We start from the raw sequence: 26940 nt of genomic DNA on the forward strand, positions 1-26940 counted from the left end.
TATTATGAAAAAACAATTCTTTAAATTTTTAAGCCGAGCCGGGGTAGTCCTGGCGCTGGTGGCAATGGTGAGTTCCTGTAAAAAGGATATGAACAATCAACCCAAAAATGCTGCGCCAATAAACGGCGAACAAACTACCCAAGCCCGTGCGGTAACCTGGCAACTGGTATGGTCCGACGAGTTTAACGGCACCAGTGTTGATGGTAGCAAATGGAATGTCGACGTGGGGAACCCCGGTGTAAATAACGAGCGGGAATATTACCAGGCATCAAATGCCACCGTAACCGGCGGCAACCTGGTTATAACTGCTAAAAACCAAAGCGTGGGCGGGCAGCCATTCACTTCGGCAAAGCTGGAAACATTCGGAAAATTCTCCACCACCTATGGGAGGATTGAAGCACGTATTAAAGTACCGGCTTTCCAGGGCAGCTGGCCCGCATTCTGGATGCTCGGGACAAACATCAACACGCCCGGGGTGGGCTGGCCGAACTGCGGCGAGATTGACATTTTGGAGCAGGTGAACACCAGCAATACTATTTTGGGTACCATGCACTGGAACGGTGGCAGCGGCCACGTTCAATACGGTAGCAGCACCACTACGACTCTCGCTGACTACCATGTGTATGCCGTTGAGTGGGATACCAACAGTATAAAATGGTTCGTAGATAATACCTTGTATGTAACCGGCAATATCCAAAATAACATCAACAACACAGGTGCGTTCCACAATCCTTTCTACATAATTCTTAACCTTGCTGTAGGCGGCGACCTTCCGGGGCAAACTGTTAACACAGGGGCGCTTCCCTCAAGTATGCTGGTTGATTACGTGCGTGTGTATACTGCAGCAAGCGGTGGCAGCGGCCCGCCAATTGGTCAAACCATCACCCTGAAAGGTTTTAATAACCAATATGTTAGCGGGGAAAATGGCACACAGCCAATGAATTGCAATCGGCCAACCGCACAAGCCTGGGAGCAATTTTTAATTGTTGACGGCGGCGGCGGCAAAATTGAGCTGCAAAGCATGGGTAAATTCGTTTCGAGCGAAAACGGCACACAGGCTATAACCTGTAACCGCGCAACTGCCGGCGACTGGGAGAAATTTACCTGGGGCACCAATGCCGATGGTACCATAACTCTGCAAGGCAACAACGGCAAATTTATTTCGAGCGAAAACGGCACTCAGCCGATGACCTGTACCCGGGCCACAGCTTCGGGATGGGAGGCTTTTAAAGTGAACCAGTAGAGAAAGAATCAAGACTATAAGAGTCAAGAATCAAGATTTTGAGAACCAGGATTAACAGCAGTGAAAACGGCCGCAGGAAACCTATCTAATGCTGCCTGTTTTCTTGATTCTTGACTTCTTGGCTCTTGATTCTTGGCTCTTGACTCTATTCCTGAATAGAATACCCACTATCCCGATAGTATTTATTACTTTAGGGCACCAATATATAAAAATGAGAAAAATAATATTTAATATGCTTACCGGCGCCGGTGTTTTACTTGTGTCGATAGTATTTATCAGTTCGTGTTCGAAAAGTAATACGCCGGGTAAAATTACAGCCACGCCTCCAGTAGATACCACTAAACCAAAAACGCCGGTCACATATAGCTTAATATGGTCGGATGAGTTTGACAGTACGGCTGTAAAAACAAAGAACTGGAATTTTGAAACCGGCAATCTTGGCGTAAATAACGAGAAGGAATATTACCAGGCCGCAAATGCTACTATTGAAGCAGGTAACCTGGTGATAACTGCAAAGAGAGAAAACGTGGGTGGGCAGCTTTATACTTCGGCAAGGATGAACTCGCAAGGCAAAGTAACGGCAACTTACGGACGAATTGAGGCCCGGATTAAGGCACCACTTGGCGCGGGGTTTTGGCCTGCATTTTGGATGTTGGGCTCAAACATTACTACGGTTAATTGGCCCAATTGCGGCGAAATTGATATAATGGAGCACGTAAATGCTGATAACCTGTTTTACGGTACCATACATTGGAACAGCGGCGGCGGGCATGCACAGTATGGTTTAAATACCACCATTGCAACTGCCGGTGATTACCATGTTTATGCTATTGAGTGGGATAACAGCGAAATACGCTGGTATGTGGATAGTACCCAATATGTAACAGCAAACATTGCCAATAATGTCAATAATACCGGCGCTTTCCACCTGCCGTTTTTTATACTGCTGAATTTTGCAGTTGGCGGCGATTTTCCAAACCAACCAATTAATGACGGCCTGCTGCCCGCAAAAATGTATGTCGATTATGTGAGGGTATATAAGGCCAATTAAATCTGTTTAAAAACATTGCTTAAATTCCTTTACAATTGAGAAGGCTGATAAAACTTTGCCCTTTTATTTTGCTGATGCTGTGTACTGCGCGGATTGGGTATGGGCAGGGCATTGAACGAAAAATGCAATTGTCGTTGTCAGCCGGGCCTCAACAAGATAATCTACATTGGTCAATTTCCGGCAACACCAGCGGGCAGAGCCCCAATGTATTATCTGAGCTTAAATGGCAAAATGTTAAAGGTACCAATTATGCGGCTGGCTTACAGGCAAATGTTTGGCATAATATTATTGTTTTAGGCGGATATAACCGTACAGCCGTAAAATCGGGCGGTGTAAGCGATATTGACTATTCGGCTGATAACCGCAGTCAGCCAACTTATAGCCAAAATTTTAATGATAATAAGGGATATACATCTGCGTGGTATGCAGGCGCCGGATACATTGTTTTTAATAATGACCGGTTTAGTCTCGTGCCTTCTGTAGGTTATGGTAATAACAAACAATCGTTATACATAATTGACGCTACCGGCCGATTTCCTGATTTAAACAGCTTTTACAATACGCAATGGAAAGGCGCTTTCATCAAACTAAAATCTTCCGTTAAAATTTGGCGCGAATTAAAGGCCACCGCCGATGTTACCTACAACCAGGTAAACTATAGCGCGCAGGGTAACTGGAATTTAATTAACGAATTTATGCACCCGGTTAGCTATAGCCATGTAGCCAAAGGCTACGGTATAAATGCCGGCGGTGCGCTGGTTTATAGTATCACGCCCAACGTTGGCATAAGCTTTGGCTATACCTATTTTAACTGGCAAACGGGTAATGGCACCGATCAACTCTACCTGTCATCGGGCCAGGTTGATAAAACACAATTGAACGGGGTTTATCGCAACGGGCATTTTTTTTCGGGCGGGATAATATTATCGCTCGATAAATAAAAAAAGCGGATTGACTTTGGGCCAATCCGCTTTTTGATATAATGTCCACAATTCAGTCGTGCCTTTCAGCGACACAAAGTATTGTGTCGCTACAATTTGGCTTAATTAAACTTCAAATTCACATCGCCGCTTGATGCGCTTGCGGTTACCTGCGCGCCGCCGCCGTTTACAGTGCCATTTATGCGGTTTTTATTCCACTCGCCGCTAAAGTTGCTGAGCTTTGTAGGGTGCTGGTTAACGCCTTCGCCTCTTATTGCAAGGTCGAGGCCCTGGCCTGCCGGTAAATCCAAGTCGATGTTACCTGCGCTGGTGTGTAATTTAAGGTACTGGCCCACATGTTTCATTTCTATGCTTAAACCACCACCGCTTGAAGAGGCGTCAAGGCTGCAGCTCATATTCTTTAAATCGACACCACCACCCGACGTGCCGGTAACCAACTCGCCGTCAATATTTCGGCCTTCTACGCCGCCACCGCTGGTATGGGCGTAAATATTACCTTTTAAATCTTCCAGGCGCAAGCCGCCGCCGCTGGTTACCAGTCTTATTTTACCATTGCAGTTTTTTGCAGTGATGCCGCCACCGCTGGTATTTAAGTCGAGGTCGTCGCCCGAATTTGAAACATCGATACCGCCGCCCGATGTACGGCCGCGAATAACTCCGGTTAGCTTATTGAGCCGTAAACCGCCGCCGCTGGTGCTAAATGTTTCAGCACCCTTTAAATTATCAAGATCGATGCCGCCGCCGCTGGTCTTTAAATTGGTGGTTACGTTTTCGGGTACATATATTTTAAATGAAATACTCATCTGATTGCGCCAGTTCATGTTAAGAAAAGGGTGTTTTTGTTTTACCGTAGCGCTCAATTCATGGCCGTTAACAGCGATATTCATGTCATAATCTTCTGCCAGGCGTTTTTGAATTTCTCCTTTCGATAGCTGACGATTGTTGTTACCCCTGATATAAACCTCAATACGTGGCGACTGCCCGCTTTCGCCGCTAACTTTTATGCCTCCGCCCGATGTAGAAACAACAACACTGTTTATGGCATCGCTCGAAAGTGATTTGGTTAAATAAGGGGTTTTGTCATCCTGTGCTAATGCCGCAACACTTTGGCAGGCAACTATCAATAAGGTTAAATAAGCTTTCATAATTTTAAGTTTGTTTATCTATCAGACTTAAAGTTTATTCGATACGTTGCATGTGGTGGAATATTTATTTGAATAAACACTAATTCCACGAATTATTTCGAATTACAGGAATTGAAGCAAATTACGGTTAACGCTTAATAACCTTTATAAAACATAGGGCTTCCCGCCGCAAACACTACGCTCATGATAGTGTTAGAGCACCGTTATTGCCGGACTAAAGTTTATCAGATATTTTTAAAAATCTTATATAGAAAATGGTTTGTGATATAAAAAACGGAATGGTTACCGTAAAAAATGCAGGCAGCATTCCGGATGAACGCATATTGCCTCCGGCTATTAATGCGGCGATTATTGGTAAAAGATAGTAGGTGAAAAACACGTAGATTTTATCATTTCTGATTGAAGGATATACATTAAGAAATATGGTGGTTGAGCAAACAGTGAGAAATACCGACCATATCGCTCCTGATAAAGCCACGATCATAACCCCCTGGCTCCCTTCCAGGCTACCTGTCAGGTGAGCGTATACCACTTGCACTGATAAAAAAGCCAAAAGTACATTAATCAAAAATGCGTACAGCAAATTCTTTTGCAAATAGCCTTCAATACGACCGTCAGCCATTTTTTGATGTTCCTGGTTTAAAATGTGTCATTCAATAACCTTTATCACTTTACACGGATTTCCGGCAGCAAATACGCCCGGCGGTATATCGCGCGTAACCACGCTGCCCGCACCAATTACGGCTTCATCGCCAATGGTAACACCGGGACAAACAATTACGCCTGCGCCAATCCAAACCCGGTTGCCGATTACTATTGGTTTGCCAAGTTCCGTACCTGAGAAGTTGCGCTCTTCAGCATTAACACTATGAGTAGCGGTAAGCAATTGCACTTTTGGTCCGCACATCACATTATCGCCGATGATTACCGGGGCTACGTCTAATATCACGCAGTCAAAATTCATGTAAAAATCTTTGCCCGTGGTAATGTTGAAGCCATAATCGCAATAAAACGGGGGTTCAATCCAGCTGCCGCTGCCCATTGCGCCTAAAATGGTTTTTAGTGTTCCTGAAAGTTCCTCAGCATTATATTCCAGGTGGGTATTATACGCTGCCAGTTTTAACCTCACTTCCCGGCGAAACTTTACCAGTTCCGGGTCGTTTGCGCGGTAGGGGAGCGCGGTTATCATTTTTTCTTTTTCGGTCATATTATTTAATTTGATAGCTCGTTAAACTTACGAAGTTTTAGGCCATTCGTAGGTTTATTTGGCCGCCTTCTTCGGTGCCGATAAATAATAATGCCATAACAGCATAGTAGCAATGCTTCGGTACGGTTGCCATTGGGCGGCTACTTCAAGTACCTGCTCCCTTGTAGTTTCGGCCGGTAAATTTTTAACCCGTTTCAAAGCATTCGCCGCCGCCAAATCGCCAATGGGGAATACATCCGGGTGTTGTAAAACAAATATAAGGTAGATGTCGGCGGTCCAATTGCCGATGCCTTTTAGCGCAGTTAGCCTGGCGCGCACTTCTTCGTCCGGCATATTTTCAAGAGCTGCTAAGTTTAGTTGTCCGCTTAAAATGGCTTCGGCAAGGTATTTTAGGTAGCTGTTTTTCTGGCGGCTTACATAACAGGCCCGCATTTCTTCGTCGGTTAATAGCAGCAGCCGGGCCGGGGTTAACTCCTGTAAATGCTCTTTCAATTTATTTAAAGCCGACAGCGCCGATGCCAGCGAAACCTGCTGCTCCAAAATAATATGCACCAGGGTTTCGAATGTATTGGGCCGGTTCCAGAATGGCGGATAACCATAAGCGTTAAAGATGGCGGCTAAATCTGTATCGGTTGGAATTAGCTTGTCGCAAAAAGAATGAAAGGTAGATTTGGTGAATTGGTTAGTCACGGGTTATTGTTGCCTTGAGTTTCAAAAATAACATTATAAAATTTGTTTATTATATTTGTGATAAGTTTGATTTAAAAGCGTTTGTCTTTTGTATTATATCTTAAAATAATGAAACAGGTAACCATTAATGTACCCGAAAATAAATTTGCTTTTTTTATGAAGTTGATGAAGTCACTGAACTTTGTAAAAGTGGTTGAACCTGCAAAAACTGCGGAGGAGCAGCTGACCTCTGAACAGCGGGAAATCTGGAATAATGTAAAACAAGGATTTGTTGAGCTTAAAATGGTTGAAGAAGGAAAATTGAAAGACCGCCCGTTGCAAGAGTTATTAGATGAGCTTTGAGTTTAGAACAATACCAAACTTTGACCGCGAACTAAAAAAACTCGCCAAAAAGTATCCTTCCATTAAGCAAGATGTCTCCGAATTGGCGAAAAGTCTTATAGAGAACCCCTTTCAGGGCGAAAGCCTGAGCAAGAACTGCTTTAAAGTACGCATGAAAATCACATCAAAAATGGCCGGCAAGTCGGGCGGTTCAAGGGTTATTACTTGTGTAAAAGTGTTAAAGGAACGCATTACGTTAGTTTCGATTTACGATAAATCGGATATGGAAAATATTTCTGATAACTTTCTTGATCAGGTTCTTGCCGACAATGGACTGATCTATACGTCTCTCTAAAACAATGATAATTCATTCTTGTTATTTCCACAGCATCCTGCTAAAAATATTAGGATTTAGCATTTACTTTTCTCAATTTTACCCATATGAACAACCTGCCGCCATTAGCCGAGCGCATGCGCCCCAAAAACCTGGACGATTACGTTGGGCAGAAACATTTGGTGGGCAAAGGCGCAGTTTTGCGAAAGGCTATCGAGTCGGGCCAACTGCCGTCGATGATATTCTGGGGGCCGCCGGGAGTAGGCAAAACCACGCTGGCTTATATCATTTCCCAAACGCTCGACAGGCCGTTTTTTGCACTAAGCGCTATTAACTCTGGCGTTAAGGATGTGCGCGAGGTAATTGAAAAAGCCTCGCTGATAAAAGCCGAAGGCGGAATCCTGCCGGTATTGTTTATCGATGAAATCCACCGTTTCTCCAAATCGCAGCAGGACTCGCTGCTGGGTGCGGTTGAGCGGGGGATAGTTACGCTGATAGGTGCTACTACCGAAAATCCATCGTTCGAAGTTATTTCCGCTTTGCTGTCGCGTTGCCAGGTATACATCCTGCAATCTCTAAACGAGGATGATTTGGTTAGTTTGGTGGATAAGGCCATGAAAGAAGACGAGGTGCTGCAAAAGAAAAGCATCACCATAAAAGAAAATGAGGCATTGCTGCGCTTATCGGGTGGCGATGCCCGCAAGCTGCTGAATATCTTTGAGCTGCTGGTAAATGCTTTCCCGGGCAAGAAAATTACGCTGACCAACGAGAATGTGCTGGAGCATGTGCAGCAAAACATGGCGCTGTATGATAAAGCAGGCGAGCAGCATTATGATATTATTTCGGCCTTTATAAAATCCATGCGGGGCAGCGACCCTAACGGGGCTGTTTACTGGCTGGCCAGGATGATTGTAGGTGGTGAAGATCCGCTGTTTATTGCCCGCAGGATGCTAATACTTGCATCCGAAGATATTGGCAACGCGAATCCAAATGCGCTTTTATTGGCGCAAAGCTGTTTTGAAGCGGTAAATAAAATAGGCATGCCCGAGTCGCAATTGATCTTATCACAAACGGCTATTTATTTGGCAACATCAGCAAAAAGTAATTCGGCCACAACGGCAATCGGCGCCGCCATTGCCATGGTTAAACAAATGGGCGACCTGCCCGTGCCCCTGCACCTGCGCAATGCGCCAACCAAATTGATGAAAAATATAGGCTACGGTAAAGACTACAAGTATGCCCACAGCTATGAAGGCAACTTTACCGACCTCGATTTTTTACCCGAAGCTATTAAAGGCACCAAATTATACGAGCCCGGCAACAATGCCCGTGAAAACGAATCAAAAGAAAAGCTAAGAAAGCTTTGGGGTAACAGGTATAATTATTAATAATTTTACTCCCTGGGGGAATGTTTGGGCGGCGTGAAATTCAGGGCGTGATATCGAAATGTTGATGCCTGTCACTTAAACATGCAATTTTTTGCCTATTATTACCACTGATTAATTATTGAACTATACAGATGACCGCAACCTTTGTCAAGCATGAACTAAAAGCTTTTTGGCGCTCAAAAAACACAGGCAAAAGTATTGCGGTACGTGTTGTAATGGGCTTGCTGATATTATACCTGTTGCTGATAGTTTGTGCCATTGGTTTTAACCTGGATAAGCTGCTGCTAAAGGGCGGCGGCAAAACGGATATAGTTGTTACCTACTGTGGTATTATACTGCTGTATTACTTAAGCGACCTATTTACACGCCTGCAGCTGCAGGATTTACCGACACTACGGGTACAACCCTATCTGCAACTGCCGGTCAAACGTAATTCGCTGGTGCGTTACCTGGCGTTTACTGCTTTACTTTCGGTTTTTAACCTTTGGCCCTTTCTGTTGTTTGTCCCTTTTGTTTTAAAAATCATCATGACCGATTCGGGTGGTGTAGCTGCTCTTGCTTTTGTGGTTTCTATAGCCGGCCTTACGGTATTTAACAATTACCTGGCCTTGTATTTGAAACGGAAGGCAAACATAAACGGCTGGATATTTTTAATTGCTGTGGCTGTGATTATATTGATTGGCCTGTCTGATTTTCTTTGGCACTTTATATCCATCCGCAAATTTTCGTACCTGTTTTTCGGTGGCTTAATAAAGTACCCGCTTTTGGCAGTTATACCTGTGTTGCTCGGCGCGGTTATGTATTACCTTAACTTTTTATATTTAAAAGATAATCTTTACCTGGAAGAGCTCGGCTCGCGTAAAGACACCAAATATAAAAGCAGCACAGAGTATCCTTTCCTTAGCCGGTTTGGTAGCGTTGGCGATTTAGCAGCTAATGAGCTTAAGCTCATTTTTCGCAACAAGCGCCCACGCTCGGCCCTCATTATGGGGCTGTTTTTTATGTTTTACGGATTAATGTTTTATCCGAACCCCCAAATGAATGGTGAGGGCTACAAAGTGTTTGTAAGCATGTTTATGACGGGTATTTTTATCATTAATTACGGGCAGTTTATGTATGCCTGGCAGGCCTCGCATTTCGATGGGCTGCTGGTCAGCAAGGTAAAATTCGGCGAGTTTTTGAGGGCCAAATACCTGCTGTTCACTATGGTATCAACGGTATTTTTACTGCTTGCAACGCCATATGTTTACTTTGGCTGGAAGACACTGGTGATTGAAGTAATTATGTATTTATGGAACATAGGCGTAAATACTACCATGGTGCTGTTTTTTGCCAATCGTAATTATAAGCGCATGGACCTTTCAAAAGGCGCTGCGTTTAACTGGGAGGGGATGAGCGGTAACCAGTGGATTTTATCATTCCCGCTCTTGATCGCCCCTTTTATAATATACGTGCCGTTTGCCTTATTTCACCAGGCAAACACGGGGCTGGGCATACTTGGGATAGTAGGGTTGGTTTGCACATTTACACGCGGTTTTTGGATAAAAAAACTGGAAGCGGATTTTCACACAAAAAGATACACCATAGCTGAAGGCTTCAGAAATAAATAAGATGATAGAGATTAAAAACCTTAAAAAAGTTTACAACGGCGTAATTGTTGTAAACGTGCCTGACATTCACATAAAAAAAGGTGAGAGCGTAGGCCTGGTGGGGAATAACGGCGCGGGTAAAACTACCTTGTTCCGTGTGATGCTTGATTTAATCAGGCCCGAGGCCGGGCAGGTTTTGTCGAATGGGGAGAATGTTGCCGGGCACGAAAACTGGAAGAACTACACCGCATCATACCTTGATGAGGGCTTTTTGATAGACTACCTTACACCTGAAGAATATTTTTACTTTATTGGCGGGCTACACCAGCAAAGCCGCGCACACGTCGACGATTTTTTAGCAGGCCTCACCGATTTTTTTAACGGCGAGATATTAAAAAAAGGCAAATACATCCGCGACTTGTCCAAAGGGAACCAGTGCAAGGTGGGTGTGGCATCATGCCTTTTACAAAACCCGGAGCTGCTGATGCTCGACGAACCGTTTGCTAATATCGACCCCAGCACCCAGTTCAGGCTGAAAAGTATTTTGAAAGATTTAAACAAAAACAAAGGGGTAACCACCCTTATCTCCAGCCACGACCTTAATCACATTACCGATGTATGCGACCGCATCCTGCTGATGGAAAAAGGCGTGATAATTAAAGATATCGCAACCAGTTCATCAACCTTAAATGAGTTGGAAGAATACTTTGGCGTAGGGCAAATTGTTTCAGCAAAAACAAATATCGATATAGAAGAAAATCATTAAATTAATCCATATTGCGCTGGAATATGCTTGTGAACAATGTAAAGTTTTACGTTGCTGTGCACAGTGAAACATAAGGAACAGGGTGGAACAGTAAGCGGTTCGCCCCAGGTGTTAAAAAGCTTATTTCCGCGTTAAAAACGCACCTTTTAGGCTATTTTTCACGCTAAAAAATGCGAAAAGTACTGACAAATTGGTGTCAGTACTTTTGTAAAAACTGCTTATCGGGGCGCGGAGAAGGCAAAGGAACATACAAAGAAATTACATATATGCACTTCATAAGGGAAGCAACAATTAACGATGTTGAGGCCATCCGTGAAATAGCCGATACAACATGGCGACAGGTTTACTCACCCATACTTGCCAAAGAACAATTGGATTTTATGCTGGCCGAAATTTACTCGACAGAAAAATTAACCTCGCAGATCAGCAATAATATCCAAACATTTTTGATGCTGATTGAAGGCGACGAGCCTGTGGCATTTGCAGCCTATTCCCCGCGCGATGAAAACCCCGCAATATACAAGCTGCACAAACTCTACTGCCTGTCCCAAACACAGGGAAAGGGGTACGGCAAAATATTGATAAACCAGGTAATTGATAATACAATTGCCGCCGGTATACACACCCTCGACCTCAACGTAAACCGCTACAACAACGCAAAAACTTTTTACGAAAAGATGGGATTTGAAATAGCCTATGAGGATGATGTTCCGATTGGTAAATACTGGATGAATGATTTTGTGATGCGAAAGAAATTATAATTGTATATTCACTTCATTATGAAGCAAATCCGCCAGGTATTACCACCCCAATTAATAGTCTTTATTGGTGTTTTTACATGTTTTTGTATCGATGCATCAGCACAAGTGGCTTTCAATTGTTCGAAACTGCTGAAGCAAAACATTGCAGTTGAAAATCAACAGGATGTGTTAGCTAATTTTAATAAACATGCCGACTGCCTTGGCCTCGACAGCGTTGACCTTAGAATGTACAGCGATGGGCCAGTGCTGGGTACGTTATTATTAGGAAGAATTAAAGCCAAGGGGGATGAAAAAATAACTTATGGCGATATATCAACCTTTATAAATAATGCTAAAAAAGATACTGGTTATACATCGGTTCGAAATTTAGTCATAGCTCAGATGACACTCGAGAAACGGCGATTTACACCTGACAACTGGGAAAGCAGCTTGAAATATCTTAAAGTAGTGGGAATGCCGGATGCAGATATGGAAGCCTTTCATAAGTACCTGCTTGAAAAACAGGAGCACCACTGGACATATCGGCAGCTCATTGTTGGATACCAAATGAAACGGGAGGCGGAAGCGCCGGCGAAAGGAAATTAAACCGGGAATAACATTACACCCTTTCAACTTTCCAACCTTACAACAAATAAACAATTTCGTATTTTTGCACCATGGATATGGATGCTGTAAAACTGTTGCATGGCCGTTATTGTAATTCGCTGACTGAATACTCGCGGTTTGTGACCCGCGAGGTCGCAATCGGCGATGTGCCGATGGGTGGTAATAACCCCATCCGTATACAAAGCATGACGACCACCGACACCATGGACACCATCGGTACGGTCGAGCAAAGCATTCGTATGGTTGACGCTGGCTGTGAGTATGTGCGCATTACCGCCCCAAGCATAAAGGAAGCCCAAAATCTTGCTGAAATAAAAAAGCAGTTACGCATGCGTGGCTACACTGTGCCTTTAGTAGCTGATATCCATTTTACCCCCAATGCCGCCGAAGTTGCCGCCCGCATAGTGGAGAAAGTGCGCGTTAACCCCGGCAACTATGCCGATAAAAAGAAATTCGACCAGATAGATTATACCGATGCCCAGTACCAGGGCGAACTGTCGCGCATATACCAGAAATTTGCGCCGCTGGTAAAGATATGTAAGGAATATGGCACTGCCATGCGTATAGGCACTAATCATGGTTCGTTAAGCGACAGGATTATGAGCCGCTATGGCGATACCCCGCAAGGTATGGTGGAATCAGCGATGGAGTTTATCCGCATCTGCGAAGATTTGAACTACAACAGCCTCGTAATCTCCATGAAATCTAGCAACCCACAGGTTATGGTGCAGGCCTACCGCTTGCTGGTTGAAACCATGGTTGCTGAAGGCATGAACTACCCGCTGCACCTCGGCGTAACCGAAGCCGGGGACGGCGAAGACGGTCGCATAAAATCGGCCGTTGGTATCGGTACGTTGCTTGAAGACGGTCTGGGCGATACCGTGCGTGTATCCCTCACCGAAGAACCCGAAGCAGAAGCCCCGGTGGCTATTGCATTAGTGGAACGGTACTCGAGTCGTAAGTCTTTAGTCGAAAGTCAAAAGTCGACTCAAGATTCAGGACTTAAGACTCAGGACTTGCAGCACAATCCATACGAATACAAACGCCGCCATACCTATGAGGCCAATGCTTTTATAGGCGGGCACATGGTACCGAGGGTAGTGGTTGATTTATCGAACAAAAACCTTAAAGATCCAGCGATATTAAGTGATGCGGGCTACCTGTACTCGCCGCTGCTGGATAAATATAACATGGCCGAGCAATCGGTTGATTTTGTATATTTTGCTGATGAGTTGCCCTCGTTTAACCTGCCGGGCAATTTAAAGCAGCTTTACAATTATAAGACCTGGCTTAAGCTGGCCGATAAAACCATGTGCCATCCATTGTTTACGTTGGATGAATATGTGCAGGATGCAGACAGGTCATCAGCCTTAAACCTGGTAAAATTAAAACCTGCCGATATCGATAGCGATGCATTCGGCGCTTTGCCATTCGACCAGTCGCTGGTATTTGTGCTGGAGACCGAATCGGCACTGGGTATGACAGACCAGCGTTCGTTTTTCTTTAAAATGGAGGAACTTGGTTTAGATGTGCCGGTGATTGTAAAACGCGAATACTCCTTCCCAACTGACGACTCGGAGCTAAAGACTCAGAACCTGCAACTCTACGCCGGTACGGATCTTGGCGCTTTATTAGTTGACGGCTTTGGCGATGGTATCTGGATTGACGCACCCGGCATCGAAACAAAAATAATTACCTCAACTGCATTTGGCATTTTGCAGGCCACACGCTCACGAATCTCAAAAACAGAATATATCTCGTGCCCCAGCTGTGGTCGCACACTGTTTGATTTGATGATCACCACGCAGATGATCCGCAGCCGCACCAGTCACCTTAAAGGCCTGAAAATTGGTATTATGGGCTGCATCGTAAACGGCCCCGGTGAAATGGCCGATGCCGACTATGGTTATGTGGGTTCAGGCACCGATAAAATTACCCTTTACCGCGGCAAAGAAGCCGTGAAAAAGAACATTAATTCGGCTAATGCGCTTGATGAACTGATAGGCATTATTAAAGAGGATGGAAATTGGGTGGAACAAGAAAATATTTAGCTAACCCGCTGAATACTATTGCAATATTCAATTATTAGTTTTAAAATTATACTTGTAATTTAGTTTGCATGTATAAGTTCAAATTTTACTTCCCTGCGTTATTTTTTTTATTGAATTGCGGTTACGTTTTGGGCCAGACCCATCCCCGCGGTATGGATATCGACGATAACGGCTACCAGTTGGTGCCCAAAAAGGCAAAACTTACCCGCGCGCTCGATGTGTTGCCGGCGCAGGCATCTATCAAACAATACGCTCCCATCCCAAAAACGCAGGACAGGTACGGCACCTGTGCAGCATGGGCGAGCGCTTATTGCGGCCGCACTATGGTCGACGCTATAAAATATAATTGGACCAATAAAGATAGTATTACCAAACACGCTTATTCAGCTGCATTCCTGTTCCGGCTGCTTCGCCCTAATGATGGGGCTTGCGCAGGCGGCTCAAACCTGGGCACAGCTTTCCAGCTGATGAAAACTACTGGCAGCATCCATTATAACGATTTACCCGTTCTGTGCGTACCTTCAGTTGATAATACTCAAGTAAATGTAGCGTCGAATGCTAAGTTAAAAGATTTCGCACGCCTTTTTGACGTTACATCATCGGCTAATATTAAAATACAGGCAGTAAAAAAATCTATTTCCGAAAAAAAACCGGTAGTTATTGGAATGTTATGCCCCGACTCCTTTGACACCGCTCATCGCTATTGGATACCAAAGGAAAGGCCGGCGTCAAATTTGGGCGGGCATGCCATGTGCGTGGTTGGGTATGACGATAACATGTACGGCGGAGCATTTGAAATTCAAAATAGCTGGGGGACTAATTGGGGTAACGGTGGTTACATCTGGATTCGGTACGCGGATTTTACGAGCTTTGTGCAATACGCTTATGAGTTTGTTGATTTGCCCGACGCTGCACCAGACACGCCGGATTTATCAGGGTCGATAAAGCTTACGCTTTCAACAGGTGAGCAAATGCCTGCCAACTTACTGGTATCCACACGCGGGTTAAAAGTCGTTACTGCTAAAACAACGCCTCAGCCGCTCACCATTTATCAAACCGCAAACCCGTACACTTCGGGAACAAATTTCAGGATTTATATTTCAAATAATCAGCCGGCGTATGTATACGCCATCAGTTCGGACCTTACCAACCAGGTAACCAAAATTTTCCCTTATGAAGAGGGGATTAGTGCTGCGCTCAACTACAAAAAGAACGATGTCGCCATTCCTGATGAAGATCATTTTATCCAGTTTGATAACCAGCCCGGTAAAGACTTTTTATGCGTTTTATACAGTAAAACGGAGTTGAACATAAACGACATAATTGCCCAGGTAGGCGCCAAAACCGGTACATTTAATGAACGGGTGTATAACGTTTTGAGTAGCAGGATAGTCGACCCTAAAAACATAAAGTTCAGCAATGATAATATTGCCTTTGATGGCACCAGTAACGGTAAAGATATCGTTGCGATGATGGTGGAGTTAGACCACAAATGATATGAGAAGATTATTTACAGCAATTTGCCTTTTTGCGTTATTGCTTTGCGGCACTGCCCGTGCCCAAAGCCTTATCTATTACAATGCATTCAGCAATGGAGAATCGTCATGGAGAGATTACGATGACCAGGTAAGCAATGCCCGTATAGCGGGCGGTAAATACCTGCTTACCCATAAACAACATTCGTCAACCGTGGTGGCGCAGCTGGTGCCGGTTGACTACAACCGGAATTTTGCCATACAAACAACTTTTTCGCACGTGACGGGAGGAACCAACTTCCCGGCCGGGCTGGCTTTTTTTGGACAGGACGCGCTGAATACCTATTTCTTTTGCATTACTGCCACCGGCAGCTTCCAGGTTGGCAAATTTGACCGCGGCCAAACGTCGGCCTTAATTAACTGGACAACCTCGCCCGCGATATTGCAGGGTAATACATCGAATAAATTGCGCATAGAAAAGCTGCTGGATAGAAATAAGTTTTACATAAACGGCGTACAGGTGGCCGAACTGCCGCCATTGCAACCTTTCGGCAATCATTTTGGCCCTGTGGTAATGGAACAGCAAACTGCTGCTTTTGACTATATTAAGCTGGTTTACCTGGCCTCCGGCGACAATGAAGCAGCCGCAAATACCCCGGCCATAAGTGCAGGTATATTGGAAACTGCCTACCATACTGACTTTAACGCCGACGACAATAACCAATGGGTACTACCCACAACAGACTCACTAACCACGGCGTTAACTGACGGTTATTTTAAAATGGTGCGCCGCGCCAAAACCGGGTACAACGCATCGGTTACTTCGGCCGATTTAAAGGTTGATATGCGTCGCGATTATTTAATTGAAACCGAGGCGGTACATTATTCAGGCACCCAAAATTTTGGCTATGGCCTTGTTTTCGGTTGCGACGAGCAGCATAATTATATGTTTTGGATGGGCGCAGGCGGTTATTACTACATCGGCTCGATTGACAAAGCTGGTTTTAAAACCATTGTGACCTGGACAGCATCTGATGCCATAAGAAAAGGCGACCTGTCGAAAAACAAGCTTGGCATTGCCCATAGAAACGGACAGCTAAATTTTTACATTAACGACCAACTGGTTACATCGCACCCGGAAATTGAATTTACCGGTCACCAGTTCGGCGTGTCGGTGAGCGCTAACCAAAATGTCGGCTTTAATTACATTACTTTTGGTTACCTGGATAAACCGAAGCCGGCAGTAACAGTTACTGCACAAAATGATATTACTCCTCCCGAGATTTTTATTACCTCGCCAGAAGTAACACGTGGTCTCAAGGTAGTGCAGAGCAGCGATGTGTTGCACGTTGCCGGGATAGCTAAGGACCCAAGCGGCATATTTTCGGTAGTGGTAAACGGCATACAGGCTGTAGTTGATAAAACAGGCAGCTTTACCGTAGATGTGCCGATGGCTATTGGCGAGAATCCCTTACTGGTTGTAGCCACCGATAATAATATGAATAAGGGGCAGCAACGATTTTCGGTAACACGTAATAACGTTGCCGCCAGCACTGTGGCGGCCATAACCCAAACCGCAGCGCAAGGCAAGTTTTATGCCTTGTTGATAGGCGTGCAGGATTACCAGGACCAGTCAATACCAAGCCTCGAAGGCCCGGTGGGCGATGCTGCCACCCTTTCGCAGGCGCTAACCGGTAATTATACCTTTAATAATGAAAGCGTCACCCTGCTAAAAAATCCAACCCGTGCGCAATTTTTCGCGGCGCTTGATGATGTCTCGGCAAAGGTAAAGCCGGAAGATAACCTGCTGATATTTTATGCCGGCCATGGCTACTACGACGAAACCCATTTACAGGGCTATTGGTACCCTGCCGACGCCGTGCGCACCCGCAGGGATACATGGATATCAAACGCCGACCTTATAGATTACATCACCGCTATAAAATCAAAACACACCTTATTGATTAGTGATGCGTGTTTTTCGGGTAGTATATTTAAAACCCGGGCCATTGAAATGGCACCGAAGGACGTGCAGGAATTGTACAAACTACCAAGCCGGAAGGCAATGACCAGCGGCGCCATGAAAGAGGTACCGGATAAAAGCGTATTTATGCAATACCTTGTAAAGCGGCTAACCGAAAATACGGATAAGTTTTTGCCATCGGAACAACTGTTTGCCAGCTTTAAAGCGGCTGTGATAAACAATAGCCCCAACGGCCAGGTGCCGCAGTTTGGTGAGATACGCGAAGCCGGCGACGAAGGTGGAGACTTTATTTTTATCAGGAAATGATTTTTGATGTGCAAATGCGTGGATATGCAGATGTGCGAATGAAAAAAACGATATTGTAGCAGCGGATAGTCCGCTTCGAATTTCCCCTATCCGCACATTAGCACATCAAAAATCCGCACATCAATACGCTTTCTTATTCAAAAAATCCGCCAGCTCATTAATATGGTCCGTACCTATAACGTCGGCATGAAGCTTAATCAACTTTTTCCAGCAAGTGCTCGTGTCAGGGATGGCAAAGAAACGTATCTTCTTGCCTAAGGCATGCGCGCTGTCGATAAGGCCGGTTATACGGTCGGCGTCTGCACTTGCCAGGTCGCCGGCTCCGTTCCATTTGGAGTACTTGTCGAACGGTACGCTTATGAGGCCGATTTTGGTGAATTGCTGCGGGGTAAACCCGCTCATATGATCAACATCAAAGCTCATCCATGCGGGGTAGGCGAGCATCACTTCGCCCGGTGGAACTTTACCTGTCATTACAATCGAAAGCCGTCCGGGGTGACCAGGATAATCAAAATATTGACTAAGGGGCTTCAGTTCGCTGATTACCAACGGCAGGGTTACCGTGTAGTCTTTTTTAATTTCGATAAGCAGCCGCAGTTTTCTCGCGGTGTCTTTTTTTAACTTCTCGACCAAAGGATCGATATACATGAGTTTAAGCGACCGTGCCGGTGTAATTTCCTCTTCTTTATGCGCAACCATCAGTTGGCCGTTTACTGCAAATACGTCCGCCTCTATCGAGCCAAAACCGGCATTATACGCCCGGTAAAACGGGATGCTGTTTTTGTAATCATTATGAGAATGAGCGTCGGCAGGAGTGTAGGTTTTGGTGGAAGTGTTGCAGGAAGCAAGACCGACCGTAATTAGTAATATGAATTTTAACGTTCTTATATTATTCCGCATTTTTCTTATACCTGTTGACGATAACATCAACAAAAGCGACGCAATATTAAGTATTTATTGCCGCTGTTGCCGATGTAAGTGTTAAGATTAAAAAAACGTTTTATTAAATTTCTCCCTTCGCAAACAGCTCATCCAGCCTTTCATGCGAATCATATACCCCGCGCTCCATGCCGGCCTGCATCATGCCGTCCCGGTCAGTTACTGATTGGAAAACCGACTGTATGGTTACCCGGGTACGATTGCCGGGCAGTTCTTCAAATCGCGACGTTTCCAGGGTTACGTGGCCGGTTTCTGGCAGGCCTTCAAATTCAAAAGTCTGGATAACACGCTGCGGGGCCAATACTTCGTGCACCACGCCATGAAAACCATACTCGTTGCCTGCCGGGTCGATGTGTACATAGCGGTATGAGCCGCCACTTCTTGGGTCAAACTTGTCCAGTTTCATTTTCAATTCGCGCGGACCAAGCCATTGAACGATCAGTTCGGGTGTGGTGAACGCCTTGAACACCATTTCGCGAGGTGCTTCAAATTCGCGGGTTATAAATAACTCCTGTTTGCCTGGTTCGGCTTTTATGGCGGTTTTATTATTGCTTGCCATTGTAATATTATTAAAGGTTAACCATTCATTTTACTCATATCCATATACAGCATGTTCCAGCGGTGGCCGTTAGGGTCAATAAATCCGCAGCCATACATCCAGCCCTGTACTTCCGAAGGGCCCGAGAACATCTTGCCGCCTGCGGCAACAACGTTTTTGGCCATTTCATCCACTTCTTCGCGGGTTTCGGCATCGAAAGAAAATAATACTTCGCTGCCTTTGCTGGTATCCGCCAGCGGCATGCAATTGGTGGCTGCAAAAAAGTTTTCTTCAAACAGCATTACCACAATGTTTTTAGTGCCAACTATCATCGGTGCCATATTTTCGGTATAGCCGGGGCTGTTAGTATTAAACTTGAAGCCTATTTTGGTGAAAAAGTCTATCGAGCTTTTAAGATTTTTCACCGGTAAGTTAATCCACAGTTCTTTGGTCATAATTGTTGTTTTTAAATGTGAGACAATAGATATTGATTTAGTAATTTATGGTTTATTGGTTTTTCGCCTCACCCTGCCCTCTCCAAAGGAGAGGGTTCTAAAGCTTAGTGTGGCTCAAGTCCTCTCCTTTGGAGAGGATTTAGGTGAGGCAAAACGCAAGCTATTTGAGTGAACAATATCAATTTATGGTTTATTGGGTTGGTTTTGCATGTTATTCAGTAAATCGTCCAGTTTGTTAAATTTCTCTTCCCATAGTTGCCTGTATTTTTCAATCCAGTTCGATACCTCGTTCAGTTGCTGCAAACTGGCTTCACAATAGCGTTCGCGGCCTTGCTTTTTTATGCTGATAAGCCCGCACTCGGCCAGGATTTTTATCTGTTGCGATATGGCAGGGCGACTAATGTCGAACTTATCGGCAATAGCATTCAGGTTTAACGGGTTAAACGCTACCAGGTTTATTATCTCCCTGCGGGTTGGGTCGGCTATGGCCTGGAAAACATCTCTTCTCATCAGCTAAATATAATATGTAAGTAAATGCTTACAAATATATATGTAAGTAATTACTTACACAAATAAGTTTTCATTTTTTTGTAATAAACGGCTAAGCGGTATAGTCTCAATTTTATTATAGGCTGATTGATAAAAGCCATTAATGATTTTTTATATATTTATCCAATCAATATAAAGCCCCTAATGCCCTACACGCCCGGTTTACATATCATATCCGAATTCATCTCAACACAACAATCTTTATTAACTTCAAGCGACAGCTTCCGCATTTTTTTAGACGGATTAATTGCCAGTCATAGTCTGTGCAAGGTTGGCGAGGTGTACCATGATTTTGATGGTGGTGGCTTTACAGCTGTGGTTTGTTTAACCGAATCGCACATATCCATACACACCTGGCCCGAGTTTGAGCTGGCTACTTTTGATGTTTTTTTATCAAACTACCAGCACGTAAACGACGGGAAGGCAAGGGACATTTACCAAAGCGTATTGGAATTCTACAATGGTACCGAACTTCAAAAAAATGAAATAAAACGATAATGGCAGCAACGGTTAACTTACGGTCGTTCCCTTTTACCAAACAGCTTAATTGCCCCCATTGCAAGCAGGATGTAACCGTGTACGACCAATATGGCAGCGAATACGCTGTTTGCGGTTCGTGCCAGTCGTACTGTAAAATTATTGCCATGGAGCGCCTGCAGGTGCAGCAAACCGTTGCTCCCATAAAATGGATACCGGTATTACCTTTAGGCACAGAAGGCACTTTGATGGGCGATGCCTATAAAGTAATTGCCTACATGGAAAAAAAGGAAAGCGGCACCGATTACGAATGGAGCGAGTACATGCTTTACAGCTACATCAAAGGTTATGCTTTTTTAGCCGAGTATAACGGGCACTGGAGTTTTATAGCTGGCAAACAGCAATACCCCGAATTAGCTGCTGCTACTTACAATACAGGCAGCGCCGAATTAAACGGCGTTGAGTACAAACAGTACAACCGGTACACACCTGTTGTAACCGCCCTGATTGGAGAATTTGACTGGGATGTTTACCACGAACACATCACCACCCGCGAGTTTATAAACCCTCCCTACATATTAATAAGGGAGGCGAATAAATCTAATTCAAAACAGGTGGACGGGTACTTTGGCGAGTATATTGAGCCGGAAAAAATTGCGGCCGCATTTAACGTGCCGGAAGAAACATTCCCCGAAATTATTGATATTGGTGCAAACCAGCCAAATCCGTATAAAAAAAGGTGGCTGGGAGCATTATCGGTAAGCGCGGTTGCTGTGGCGCTTGTTATTGCATTTCAGATAATATTAAGTTTTGTAAAACCTGAGCAGCTAATAGTAGATAAAACGGTGCCTTTGTCGTTGCCGGCCGCCTTAACCGACACCACAAAGCGTAGTCCGAACACGAAAGCCGATTCGACGGTAAATGCCCTCCTCGTAGCAGCTACCAATGGTAATTTTGAATACCAGCCGTTGCGCACCTCCAGCTTTACTATTTACAATGGCCCGGCGCCGCTGAAGATAGAGCTTTATGCCCCGGCGGATAATAACTGGTTTGAGGCCACTGTAGAGCTGGTAAACGAGGCAGATAACCAAAGCTGGGACGTATCAAAAGAAATTGAATACTACCACGGCTACGAGGATGGCGAAAGCTGGTCAGAAGGCTCCACATCCGAATCGGTTACCATAGAGGATGTGCCCAAAGGAAAATATCATTTAAATATTTACCCTTATGGGGGTACAATGACATTCAGTTCGATGAATATAAAAGTAACAGCCAACGTGATGCTGTGGCAAAATTTTATCATCACTATATTATTGCTGTGCATTATCCCGCTGGTGTTTTGGTTTTTAACACGGCGTTACGAAGTGAACCGGTGGATGTTCAGCGATTACTCACCCTATAAAAAAGACACAACAGATGATTAAAACAATATTAGACGCCATAAAAACCAACATAATTTACACTGTGCTGGTAGGGGGCATTTTAACCTGGTTTATATACGATAACCTGAACGGCGCTGAATTTTTTCACGAAAGCGGGGTGCAGAAAAATGCCGGCTATCATGGCCCTATCCCGCATTCGGGTTACGGGGTTAGGTTTTATCATAAATAAGCCCGGCAATGAATAAAAAACTCCCCATTTTACTACTGATATCCGTTTTTATAATTGCCACCTGCGGCCTTATTTATGAATTGATATCAGGCACGCTGGCCAGCTACCTGCTTGGCGATTCGGTTACCCAGTTCTCTACCATCATCGGTGTTTATCTTTTCTCGATGGGGGTAGGCTCGTGGATATCCAAATACTTCGACAAAAACCTGCTGTCGTGGTTTGTGCGGATTGAGATTTTGGTGGGATTGGTTGGCGGCACCAGTTCGTCAATCCTGTTCCTGGTGTTCGAGAGCATCAGTTCGTTCCGCTTTGTGCTGTATGCGCTCATCTCTGTTACAGGTGTTTTGGTGGGGCTCGAAATCCCACTGCTGATGCGCATTTTGAAGGACCGCTTTGAGTTTAAGGACCTGGTATCGAAAGTATTTACTTTCGACTATATCGGCGCATTAATTGCCTCGCTGGTGTTCCCATTGTTGCTGATACCTTATTTGGGCATAGTGCGTACGTCCTACATGTTCGGCATGCTGAACGTGGCGGTTGCGCTGATAGCCTGCATCGGTTTTGAGCATGAGATTAAAGGCGTAAAGTATTTAAAAAGCGCCTCCATCATCAGCCTCGCGGCGCTGCTTGCCGGCTTTATTTTCGCTGAAAAAATAACCAGCTTTTCCGAAAGCCTGACTTATAGCGATACCATTATCTTCTCTAAAAGCACGCCCTACCAGCGCATCATCATCACCAAAAAAGGCCGTGATTTGCGCCTGTTTTTAAACGGCAATCTGCAGTTTAGTTCAGTAGACGAATACCGCTACCACGAGGCGCTGATACACCCCGTTTTACAGGCCCTGCCGAATGCCAAACATGTTTTGGTAATGGGCGGCGGGGATGGGCTGGCGGTGCGCGAGATATTAAAATACCCGCAAATTGAAACCGTTACCCTGGTTGATTTGGATAAGGAAATGACGCACCTGTTCCGTACCAACGATATGTTGGTGAAATTGAATAAGCGGTCGCTGCTGGCTAAAAAAGTAACGGTGATTAATGCCGATGCCTTCTCGTGGGCGAGGGTGCAGCATAAAACATACGATGCCATCATTATTGATTTTCCTGACCCGTCGAACTATTCGGTGGGGAAGCTTTATACCAATACGTTTTACGGGATTGTTAAACATTTGCTCAATCCGGATGGCATTATCGTTGTGCAATCTACTTCCCCTTATGTTGCGCCGAAATCATATTATACGGTTGAGAAAACTTTGCAGTCGGTGGGGTTTCATACGGTGCCTTATCATAATTATGTGCCATCGTTCGGCGAGTGGGGTTACATAATGGCCATGAACATGCCGGTTTACAAAGTGCCAGAGCATTATTTGCCCGGCCTGCGCTTTATGTCGAAAGAGACGCTGGAGCAGATGCTGTATTTCCCGAAGGATATGGCGCGTGTACAAGGCCAGGTTAACCGGCTGAATAACCAGGTGCTGGTTAAATATTTTGATGAGGAGTGGTCGAATGTTTTATAGCAGTAATAACTTGCTAAAAAGTATTGGCCGGCGCTCGTTCCTGCTGCGCGCCGGGTTGGTTACCGGTGCATTATTGCTCGATGGCTGCATAAAAAAGCTAAGCGGACGTAAACCTGAATATGCACACATTAAAGGAAAACTATCCGGCCCGAATGCTACTGCAGGCCACATTTTACGAGATAAACTTCCATTACCCGATATAACAACACAAAGCTCGATAGATACGCTGATAATTGGCGGCGGCATCTCCGGGCTTTCCGCTGCGCGATGGCTGAGCAAAGCCGGGCATCACGATTTTAAATTGCTGGAGCTGGAAGACCATGCCGGCGGCAATGCTTTTTTCGGTACCAATAAGGTATCCTCGTACCCGCTTGGGGCGCACTACATCCCGATAGTAAATAATGAAGATGAGTTGCTGGTTGATTTTTTGCATGAGCACCAGGTAATAACCCATTTCGACGAGCACAGCCTGCCATTTTATAACGAGTTTTACCTTTGTTTTGACCCTGAGGAACGCCTGCTGATAAACGGCCATTGGCAGGAAGGCATCGTGCCCGACTTTGGCGTACCCGACGCTGAACGGAAGCAGATAACGCGCTTTTTCGAACTGGTGACTAAACTTAAAAATGCCCGCGGGAAAGACGGAAAATATGCATTCAACATACCTGTCGATGAAAGTTCGGCAGACGAGGAATTCCGTAAGCTGGATAAAATATCGTTTAAAGAATACCTGGATAGCAACGGTTTCAACTCAACCTACTTATTGTGGTACTTAAACTATTGCTGTAAGGACGATTACGGCACCCCGGCGGCGAACGTATCCGCGTGGGCAGGCATTCACTACTTTGCTTCGCGACGCGGTAAAGCAGCCAACGCCGATGCCAACGCTGTAGTTACCTGGCCCGAAGGCAATGGCTGGCTGATGAAAAAACTGCGTGATGGAGTTAAGGAACATATCCTTACCTCGCACATGGTGTATGATATCGAGCTGTCGGATAATGGCGGCGTATCGGTTAAAGTTGTCGACTTAAAAAAACAAACCACATCGGTTATCAGTGCAAAGCAGTTGATTATTGCCTCGCCGCAGTTCGTCAATCAAAAACTGCTTAAAAACATTGAGAGGCCCGGTGTTAATTATGCCGATATGCATTATTCGCCCTGGCTTATCGCCAATATTACTGTAGATAAATTGCCTACTGCTGCCAAAGGCATGGTGCTGTGCTGGGACAACGTCGCATACAACACGCCCTCAGTGGGCTATGTAAACGCCAACCAGCAGGATGTGAATTTAATTGAAGAGCGCAAGGTTTTAACGTACTACCTGCCCTTATGCGATAAAGAGCCTCGTATGGCGCGTTTAGCCGCCTACACCCGGACGTATGAACAGTGGCTTGATATAGTAATAACCGAAATGGAGCAAATACATCCCGAAATAACACCGCACATCGAGGCCGTAGAAATGTGGCTTTGGGGGCACGGCATGATTAGCCCGGCAGTAAATTATATCTGGGGCGACACCCGCAAAAACGCGCAAATGCCCATCGCCAATAAAATATTTTTCGCCCACACCGACCTTACCGGGATATCGATATTTGAAGAAGCGTTTCATCATGGCATTAATGCTGCAAAGCAAGTAATCAATACGAAAAATGCAGGTTAACACGCAGCAGCAACCCTGGATAAAAAGCCGTTTGGTAGATAGTATATTCATCCTGTCGCCGCCGTTTTTGGCTTTGCTGGTGGTGACGTTGTTCCCGGCAGAGTTTAAAAACTCGGGCAAAATGCCGGTTGAGTACTGGATAATACTGATTGTAATGATTGATGTGGCCCATGTTTATGGTACATTATACCGCACCTATTTTAATCCCGCCGAGTTTGAAAAACAACACCCGCTATTTATTGCCATCCCTTTGTTTTGCTACTTAGGCGGAGTGCTGTTATATATGTTCGACGGCATTGTTTTTTGGCGTGGATTGGCATATCTGGCGGTGTTCCATTTCATCAGGCAGCAATATGGTTTTATGCGCATTTACTCGCGTAAGCAAAAGCAAAGCAGGCTGTTTAACATTATCGATATCACGGCTATCTACACAGCCACCATTTACCCGCTGCTTTACTGGCACTTTACCGGCAGCCATAAAAACTTTAACTGGTTTGTTAGCGGTGATTTTGTTTTATCTGAATCGGCAACTGTGCTGGCTGTTACCAAATATGTTTACGCTGCTATAATTGGCTGCTATTTGATAAAGGAATGCTTGGTGGTTTATAAAAACAGGAAATTTAACATTCCCAAAAACCTGGTGATAACAGGCACCTTCCTGTCGTGGTATTTCGGGATAATATATTATAATGGCGATATGGCGTTTACCACGCTTAACGTTGTATCGCATGGCATACCCTACATGGCGCTGGTATGGATTTACGAGCAGAAGCGCTACACCGGCACCAACGAAAAAAAGACAACCCTACTGCGGCTAACTTTCAGCAAATATGGCGGAGTGCTGTTTTTTGCAGCCGTGCTTATCTTATTTGCCTATACCGAAGAAGGCCTGTGGGATGGCCTGGTATGGAAAGAACACCAGCAGTTTTTTAAGCCCTTTAGCGCGTTACCTGCAATCAGCAAAAGCATCGTGCTTGCCCTTGTGGTTCCTTTGCTGGCCCTGCCGCAATCCACACACTACGTGCTTGATGGTTTTATATGGCGCGTAAAAAAAGAAACCGTCGGTTAAATTTTGCTTGTTTTTTACCACAGGGTTAATAATTAAACAACTTTAGCGTTACCACCGTCGTATAAAACTGCGACGCATTCGCTCATCTCTACCGTAGCGTATGCACCTGTGAGGTTGATTATGAAAAAAGTAATTATTGCTTTAACCGTTATTGTACTGATGGATACAGCCGCCATAGCCTATACGCACTATTATTCCGTTAAAATTCTTTCGGCCGGCAGGGCCCATACTAATTTCTAATCGCAGTATTCAAAAAGGTGAAAAAGG

General features: G+C 44.9%; 27 protein-coding genes. 19 read left to right on the forward strand and 8 right to left on the reverse strand.

Features of this window, described 5'->3' with window-relative positions; all coding sequences use genetic code 11:
• Nucleotides 1-4: 4 nt before the first annotated feature.
• The 3 genes from Q0R52_RS09435 to Q0R52_RS09445 all read left to right on the forward strand — a co-directional run bounded on the left by Q0R52_RS09435 (nucleotide 5) and on the right by Q0R52_RS09445 (nucleotide 3235).
• The gene (locus Q0R52_RS09435; RefSeq protein ID WP_295794257.1) at nucleotides 5-1243 is read left to right on the forward strand and encodes a family 16 glycosylhydrolase; all 1239 of its coding nucleotides are present in this window, start codon (nucleotides 5-7) and stop codon (nucleotides 1241-1243) included.
• A gap of 211 nt (nucleotides 1244-1454) precedes the next feature.
• Nucleotides 1455-2294 (forward strand): glycoside hydrolase family 16 protein, encoded by an 840-nt coding sequence (locus Q0R52_RS09440; protein WP_295794259.1) that lies wholly within the window; start codon nucleotides 1455-1457, stop codon nucleotides 2292-2294.
• 35 nt (nucleotides 2295-2329) lie between these two features.
• Nucleotides 2330-3235, forward strand: coding sequence for a hypothetical protein (locus tag Q0R52_RS09445; RefSeq protein WP_295794260.1), 906 nt, complete (start codon nucleotides 2330-2332; stop codon nucleotides 3233-3235).
• Nucleotides 3236-3336: 101 nt separating this feature from the next.
• On the opposite strand, the gene Q0R52_RS09450 is transcribed toward Q0R52_RS09445, so the two are convergent.
• From Q0R52_RS09450 to Q0R52_RS09465, 4 genes are all read right to left on the reverse strand, one after another.
• Nucleotides 3337-4380, reverse strand: coding sequence for a DUF4097 family beta strand repeat-containing protein (locus Q0R52_RS09450; RefSeq protein WP_295794262.1), 1044 nt, complete (start codon nucleotides 4378-4380; stop codon nucleotides 3337-3339).
• A 214-nt stretch (nucleotides 4381-4594) separates the two neighbouring features.
• A complete protein-coding gene (locus tag Q0R52_RS09455; RefSeq protein ID WP_295794263.1) occupies nucleotides 4595-5002 on the reverse strand; it encodes a hypothetical protein in 408 nt (135 codons plus the stop codon).
• A 27-nt stretch (nucleotides 5003-5029) separates the two neighbouring features.
• Nucleotides 5030-5587 carry a sugar O-acetyltransferase gene (locus Q0R52_RS09460; protein WP_295794266.1) on the reverse strand — a complete coding sequence of 186 codons (558 nt, stop codon included), beginning with the start codon at nucleotides 5585-5587 and terminating at the stop codon, nucleotides 5030-5032.
• Nucleotides 5588-5641: 54 nt separating this feature from the next.
• Nucleotides 5642-6277, reverse strand: a complete 636-nt coding sequence (locus Q0R52_RS09465) for a DNA-3-methyladenine glycosylase 2 family protein (RefSeq protein ID WP_295794267.1) — start codon at nucleotides 6275-6277, stop codon at nucleotides 5642-5644.
• Nucleotides 6278-6385: 108 nt separating this feature from the next.
• On the opposite strand from Q0R52_RS09465, the gene Q0R52_RS09470 reads away from it, so the two are divergent.
• The 10 genes from Q0R52_RS09470 to Q0R52_RS09515 all read left to right on the forward strand — a co-directional run bounded on the left by Q0R52_RS09470 (nucleotide 6386) and on the right by Q0R52_RS09515 (nucleotide 17858).
• Nucleotides 6386-6619, forward strand: a complete 234-nt coding sequence (locus Q0R52_RS09470; RefSeq protein WP_252793791.1) for a hypothetical protein — start codon at nucleotides 6386-6388, stop codon at nucleotides 6617-6619.
• Nucleotides 6609-6953 (forward strand): type II toxin-antitoxin system RelE/ParE family toxin, encoded by a 345-nt coding sequence (locus Q0R52_RS09475; RefSeq protein ID WP_295794270.1) that lies wholly within the window; start codon nucleotides 6609-6611, stop codon nucleotides 6951-6953. The genes Q0R52_RS09470 and Q0R52_RS09475 overlap by 11 nt, the downstream gene beginning before the upstream one ends.
• 86 nt (nucleotides 6954-7039) lie before the next feature.
• A complete protein-coding gene (locus tag Q0R52_RS09480; protein WP_295794272.1) occupies nucleotides 7040-8320 on the forward strand; it encodes a replication-associated recombination protein A in 1281 nt (426 codons plus the stop codon).
• A 131-nt stretch (nucleotides 8321-8451) separates the two neighbouring features.
• Nucleotides 8452-9930: a DUF5687 family protein gene (locus Q0R52_RS09485; RefSeq protein WP_295794273.1), complete on the forward strand. Its 1479-nt coding sequence runs from the start codon at nucleotides 8452-8454 to the stop codon at nucleotides 9928-9930.
• A gap of 1 nt (nucleotide 9931) precedes the next feature.
• Nucleotides 9932-10675, forward strand: a complete 744-nt coding sequence (locus Q0R52_RS09490; protein WP_295794274.1) for an ABC transporter ATP-binding protein — start codon at nucleotides 9932-9934, stop codon at nucleotides 10673-10675.
• Nucleotides 10676-10941: 266 nt separating this feature from the next.
• Nucleotides 10942-11436, forward strand: coding sequence for a GNAT family N-acetyltransferase (locus tag Q0R52_RS09495; protein ID WP_295794276.1), 495 nt, complete (start codon nucleotides 10942-10944; stop codon nucleotides 11434-11436).
• Between the two features lie 18 nt (nucleotides 11437-11454).
• Nucleotides 11455-12021: a hypothetical protein gene (locus Q0R52_RS09500; RefSeq protein WP_295794277.1), complete on the forward strand. Its 567-nt coding sequence runs from the start codon at nucleotides 11455-11457 to the stop codon at nucleotides 12019-12021.
• A 71-nt stretch (nucleotides 12022-12092) separates the two neighbouring features.
• Nucleotides 12093-14093: a (E)-4-hydroxy-3-methylbut-2-enyl-diphosphate synthase gene (gene ispG / locus Q0R52_RS09505; RefSeq protein ID WP_295794278.1), complete on the forward strand. Its 2001-nt coding sequence runs from the start codon at nucleotides 12093-12095 to the stop codon at nucleotides 14091-14093.
• Nucleotides 14094-14161: 68 nt separating this feature from the next.
• Nucleotides 14162-15589 (forward strand): C1 family peptidase, encoded by a 1428-nt coding sequence (locus Q0R52_RS09510; protein WP_295794280.1) that lies wholly within the window; start codon nucleotides 14162-14164, stop codon nucleotides 15587-15589.
• A 1-nt stretch (nucleotide 15590) separates the two neighbouring features.
• Complete coding sequence (locus Q0R52_RS09515) at nucleotides 15591-17858, forward strand: caspase family protein (protein ID WP_295794282.1); 2268 nt, start codon at nucleotides 15591-15593, stop codon at nucleotides 17856-17858.
• Nucleotides 17859-17978: 120 nt separating this feature from the next.
• Here the strand turns inward: Q0R52_RS09515 and Q0R52_RS09520 are convergent, their stop codons facing one another.
• The 4 genes from Q0R52_RS09520 to Q0R52_RS09535 all read right to left on the reverse strand — a co-directional run bounded on the left by Q0R52_RS09520 (nucleotide 17979) and on the right by Q0R52_RS09535 (nucleotide 20300).
• Nucleotides 17979-18758 (reverse strand): hypothetical protein, encoded by a 780-nt coding sequence (locus Q0R52_RS09520; RefSeq protein WP_295794285.1) that lies wholly within the window; start codon nucleotides 18756-18758, stop codon nucleotides 17979-17981.
• A gap of 103 nt (nucleotides 18759-18861) precedes the next feature.
• Nucleotides 18862-19356, reverse strand: a complete 495-nt coding sequence (locus Q0R52_RS09525) for an SRPBCC family protein (RefSeq protein ID WP_295794287.1) — start codon at nucleotides 19354-19356, stop codon at nucleotides 18862-18864.
• Nucleotides 19357-19373: 17 nt separating this feature from the next.
• Complete coding sequence (locus Q0R52_RS09530; RefSeq protein ID WP_295794289.1) at nucleotides 19374-19790, reverse strand: VOC family protein; 417 nt, start codon at nucleotides 19788-19790, stop codon at nucleotides 19374-19376.
• 183 nt (nucleotides 19791-19973) lie between these two features.
• Nucleotides 19974-20300 carry a metalloregulator ArsR/SmtB family transcription factor gene (locus Q0R52_RS09535; protein ID WP_252793777.1) on the reverse strand — a complete coding sequence of 109 codons (327 nt, stop codon included), beginning with the start codon at nucleotides 20298-20300 and terminating at the stop codon, nucleotides 19974-19976.
• Between the two features lie 183 nt (nucleotides 20301-20483).
• Here Q0R52_RS09535 and Q0R52_RS09540 point away from each other — a divergent pair, with 183 nt between their 5' ends.
• From Q0R52_RS09540 to Q0R52_RS09565, 6 genes are read left to right on the forward strand one after another with little or no spacing between them, the layout of a single operon-like run.
• Nucleotides 20484-20837: an S-adenosylmethionine decarboxylase gene (locus Q0R52_RS09540; protein WP_295794292.1), complete on the forward strand. Its 354-nt coding sequence runs from the start codon at nucleotides 20484-20486 to the stop codon at nucleotides 20835-20837.
• The gene (locus Q0R52_RS09545) at nucleotides 20837-22240 is read left to right on the forward strand and encodes a DUF4178 domain-containing protein (RefSeq protein ID WP_295794293.1); all 1404 of its coding nucleotides are present in this window, start codon (nucleotides 20837-20839) and stop codon (nucleotides 22238-22240) included. Before Q0R52_RS09540 ends, Q0R52_RS09545 begins: the two co-directional genes overlap by 1 nt.
• Nucleotides 22233-22427 carry a hypothetical protein gene (locus tag Q0R52_RS09550; protein WP_295794295.1) on the forward strand — a complete coding sequence of 65 codons (195 nt, stop codon included), beginning with the start codon at nucleotides 22233-22235 and terminating at the stop codon, nucleotides 22425-22427. The genes Q0R52_RS09545 and Q0R52_RS09550 overlap by 8 nt, the downstream gene beginning before the upstream one ends.
• 8 nt (nucleotides 22428-22435) lie before the next feature.
• On the forward strand, nucleotides 22436-23944 hold the full coding sequence (locus Q0R52_RS09555) for a polyamine aminopropyltransferase (RefSeq protein ID WP_295794297.1): 1509 nt from the start codon (nucleotides 22436-22438) through the stop codon (nucleotides 23942-23944).
• On the forward strand, nucleotides 23919-25604 hold the full coding sequence (locus Q0R52_RS09560; protein WP_295794299.1) for an FAD-dependent oxidoreductase: 1686 nt from the start codon (nucleotides 23919-23921) through the stop codon (nucleotides 25602-25604). Before Q0R52_RS09555 ends, Q0R52_RS09560 begins: the two co-directional genes overlap by 26 nt.
• Nucleotides 25594-26673 (forward strand): hypothetical protein, encoded by a 1080-nt coding sequence (locus Q0R52_RS09565; RefSeq protein WP_295794300.1) that lies wholly within the window; start codon nucleotides 25594-25596, stop codon nucleotides 26671-26673. The genes Q0R52_RS09560 and Q0R52_RS09565 overlap by 11 nt, the downstream gene beginning before the upstream one ends.
• Nucleotides 26674-26940 lie beyond the last annotated feature (267 nt).

This window comes from Mucilaginibacter sp. (assembly GCF_025359345.1).
Taxonomy (GTDB): domain Bacteria; phylum Bacteroidota; class Bacteroidia; order Sphingobacteriales; family Sphingobacteriaceae; genus Mucilaginibacter.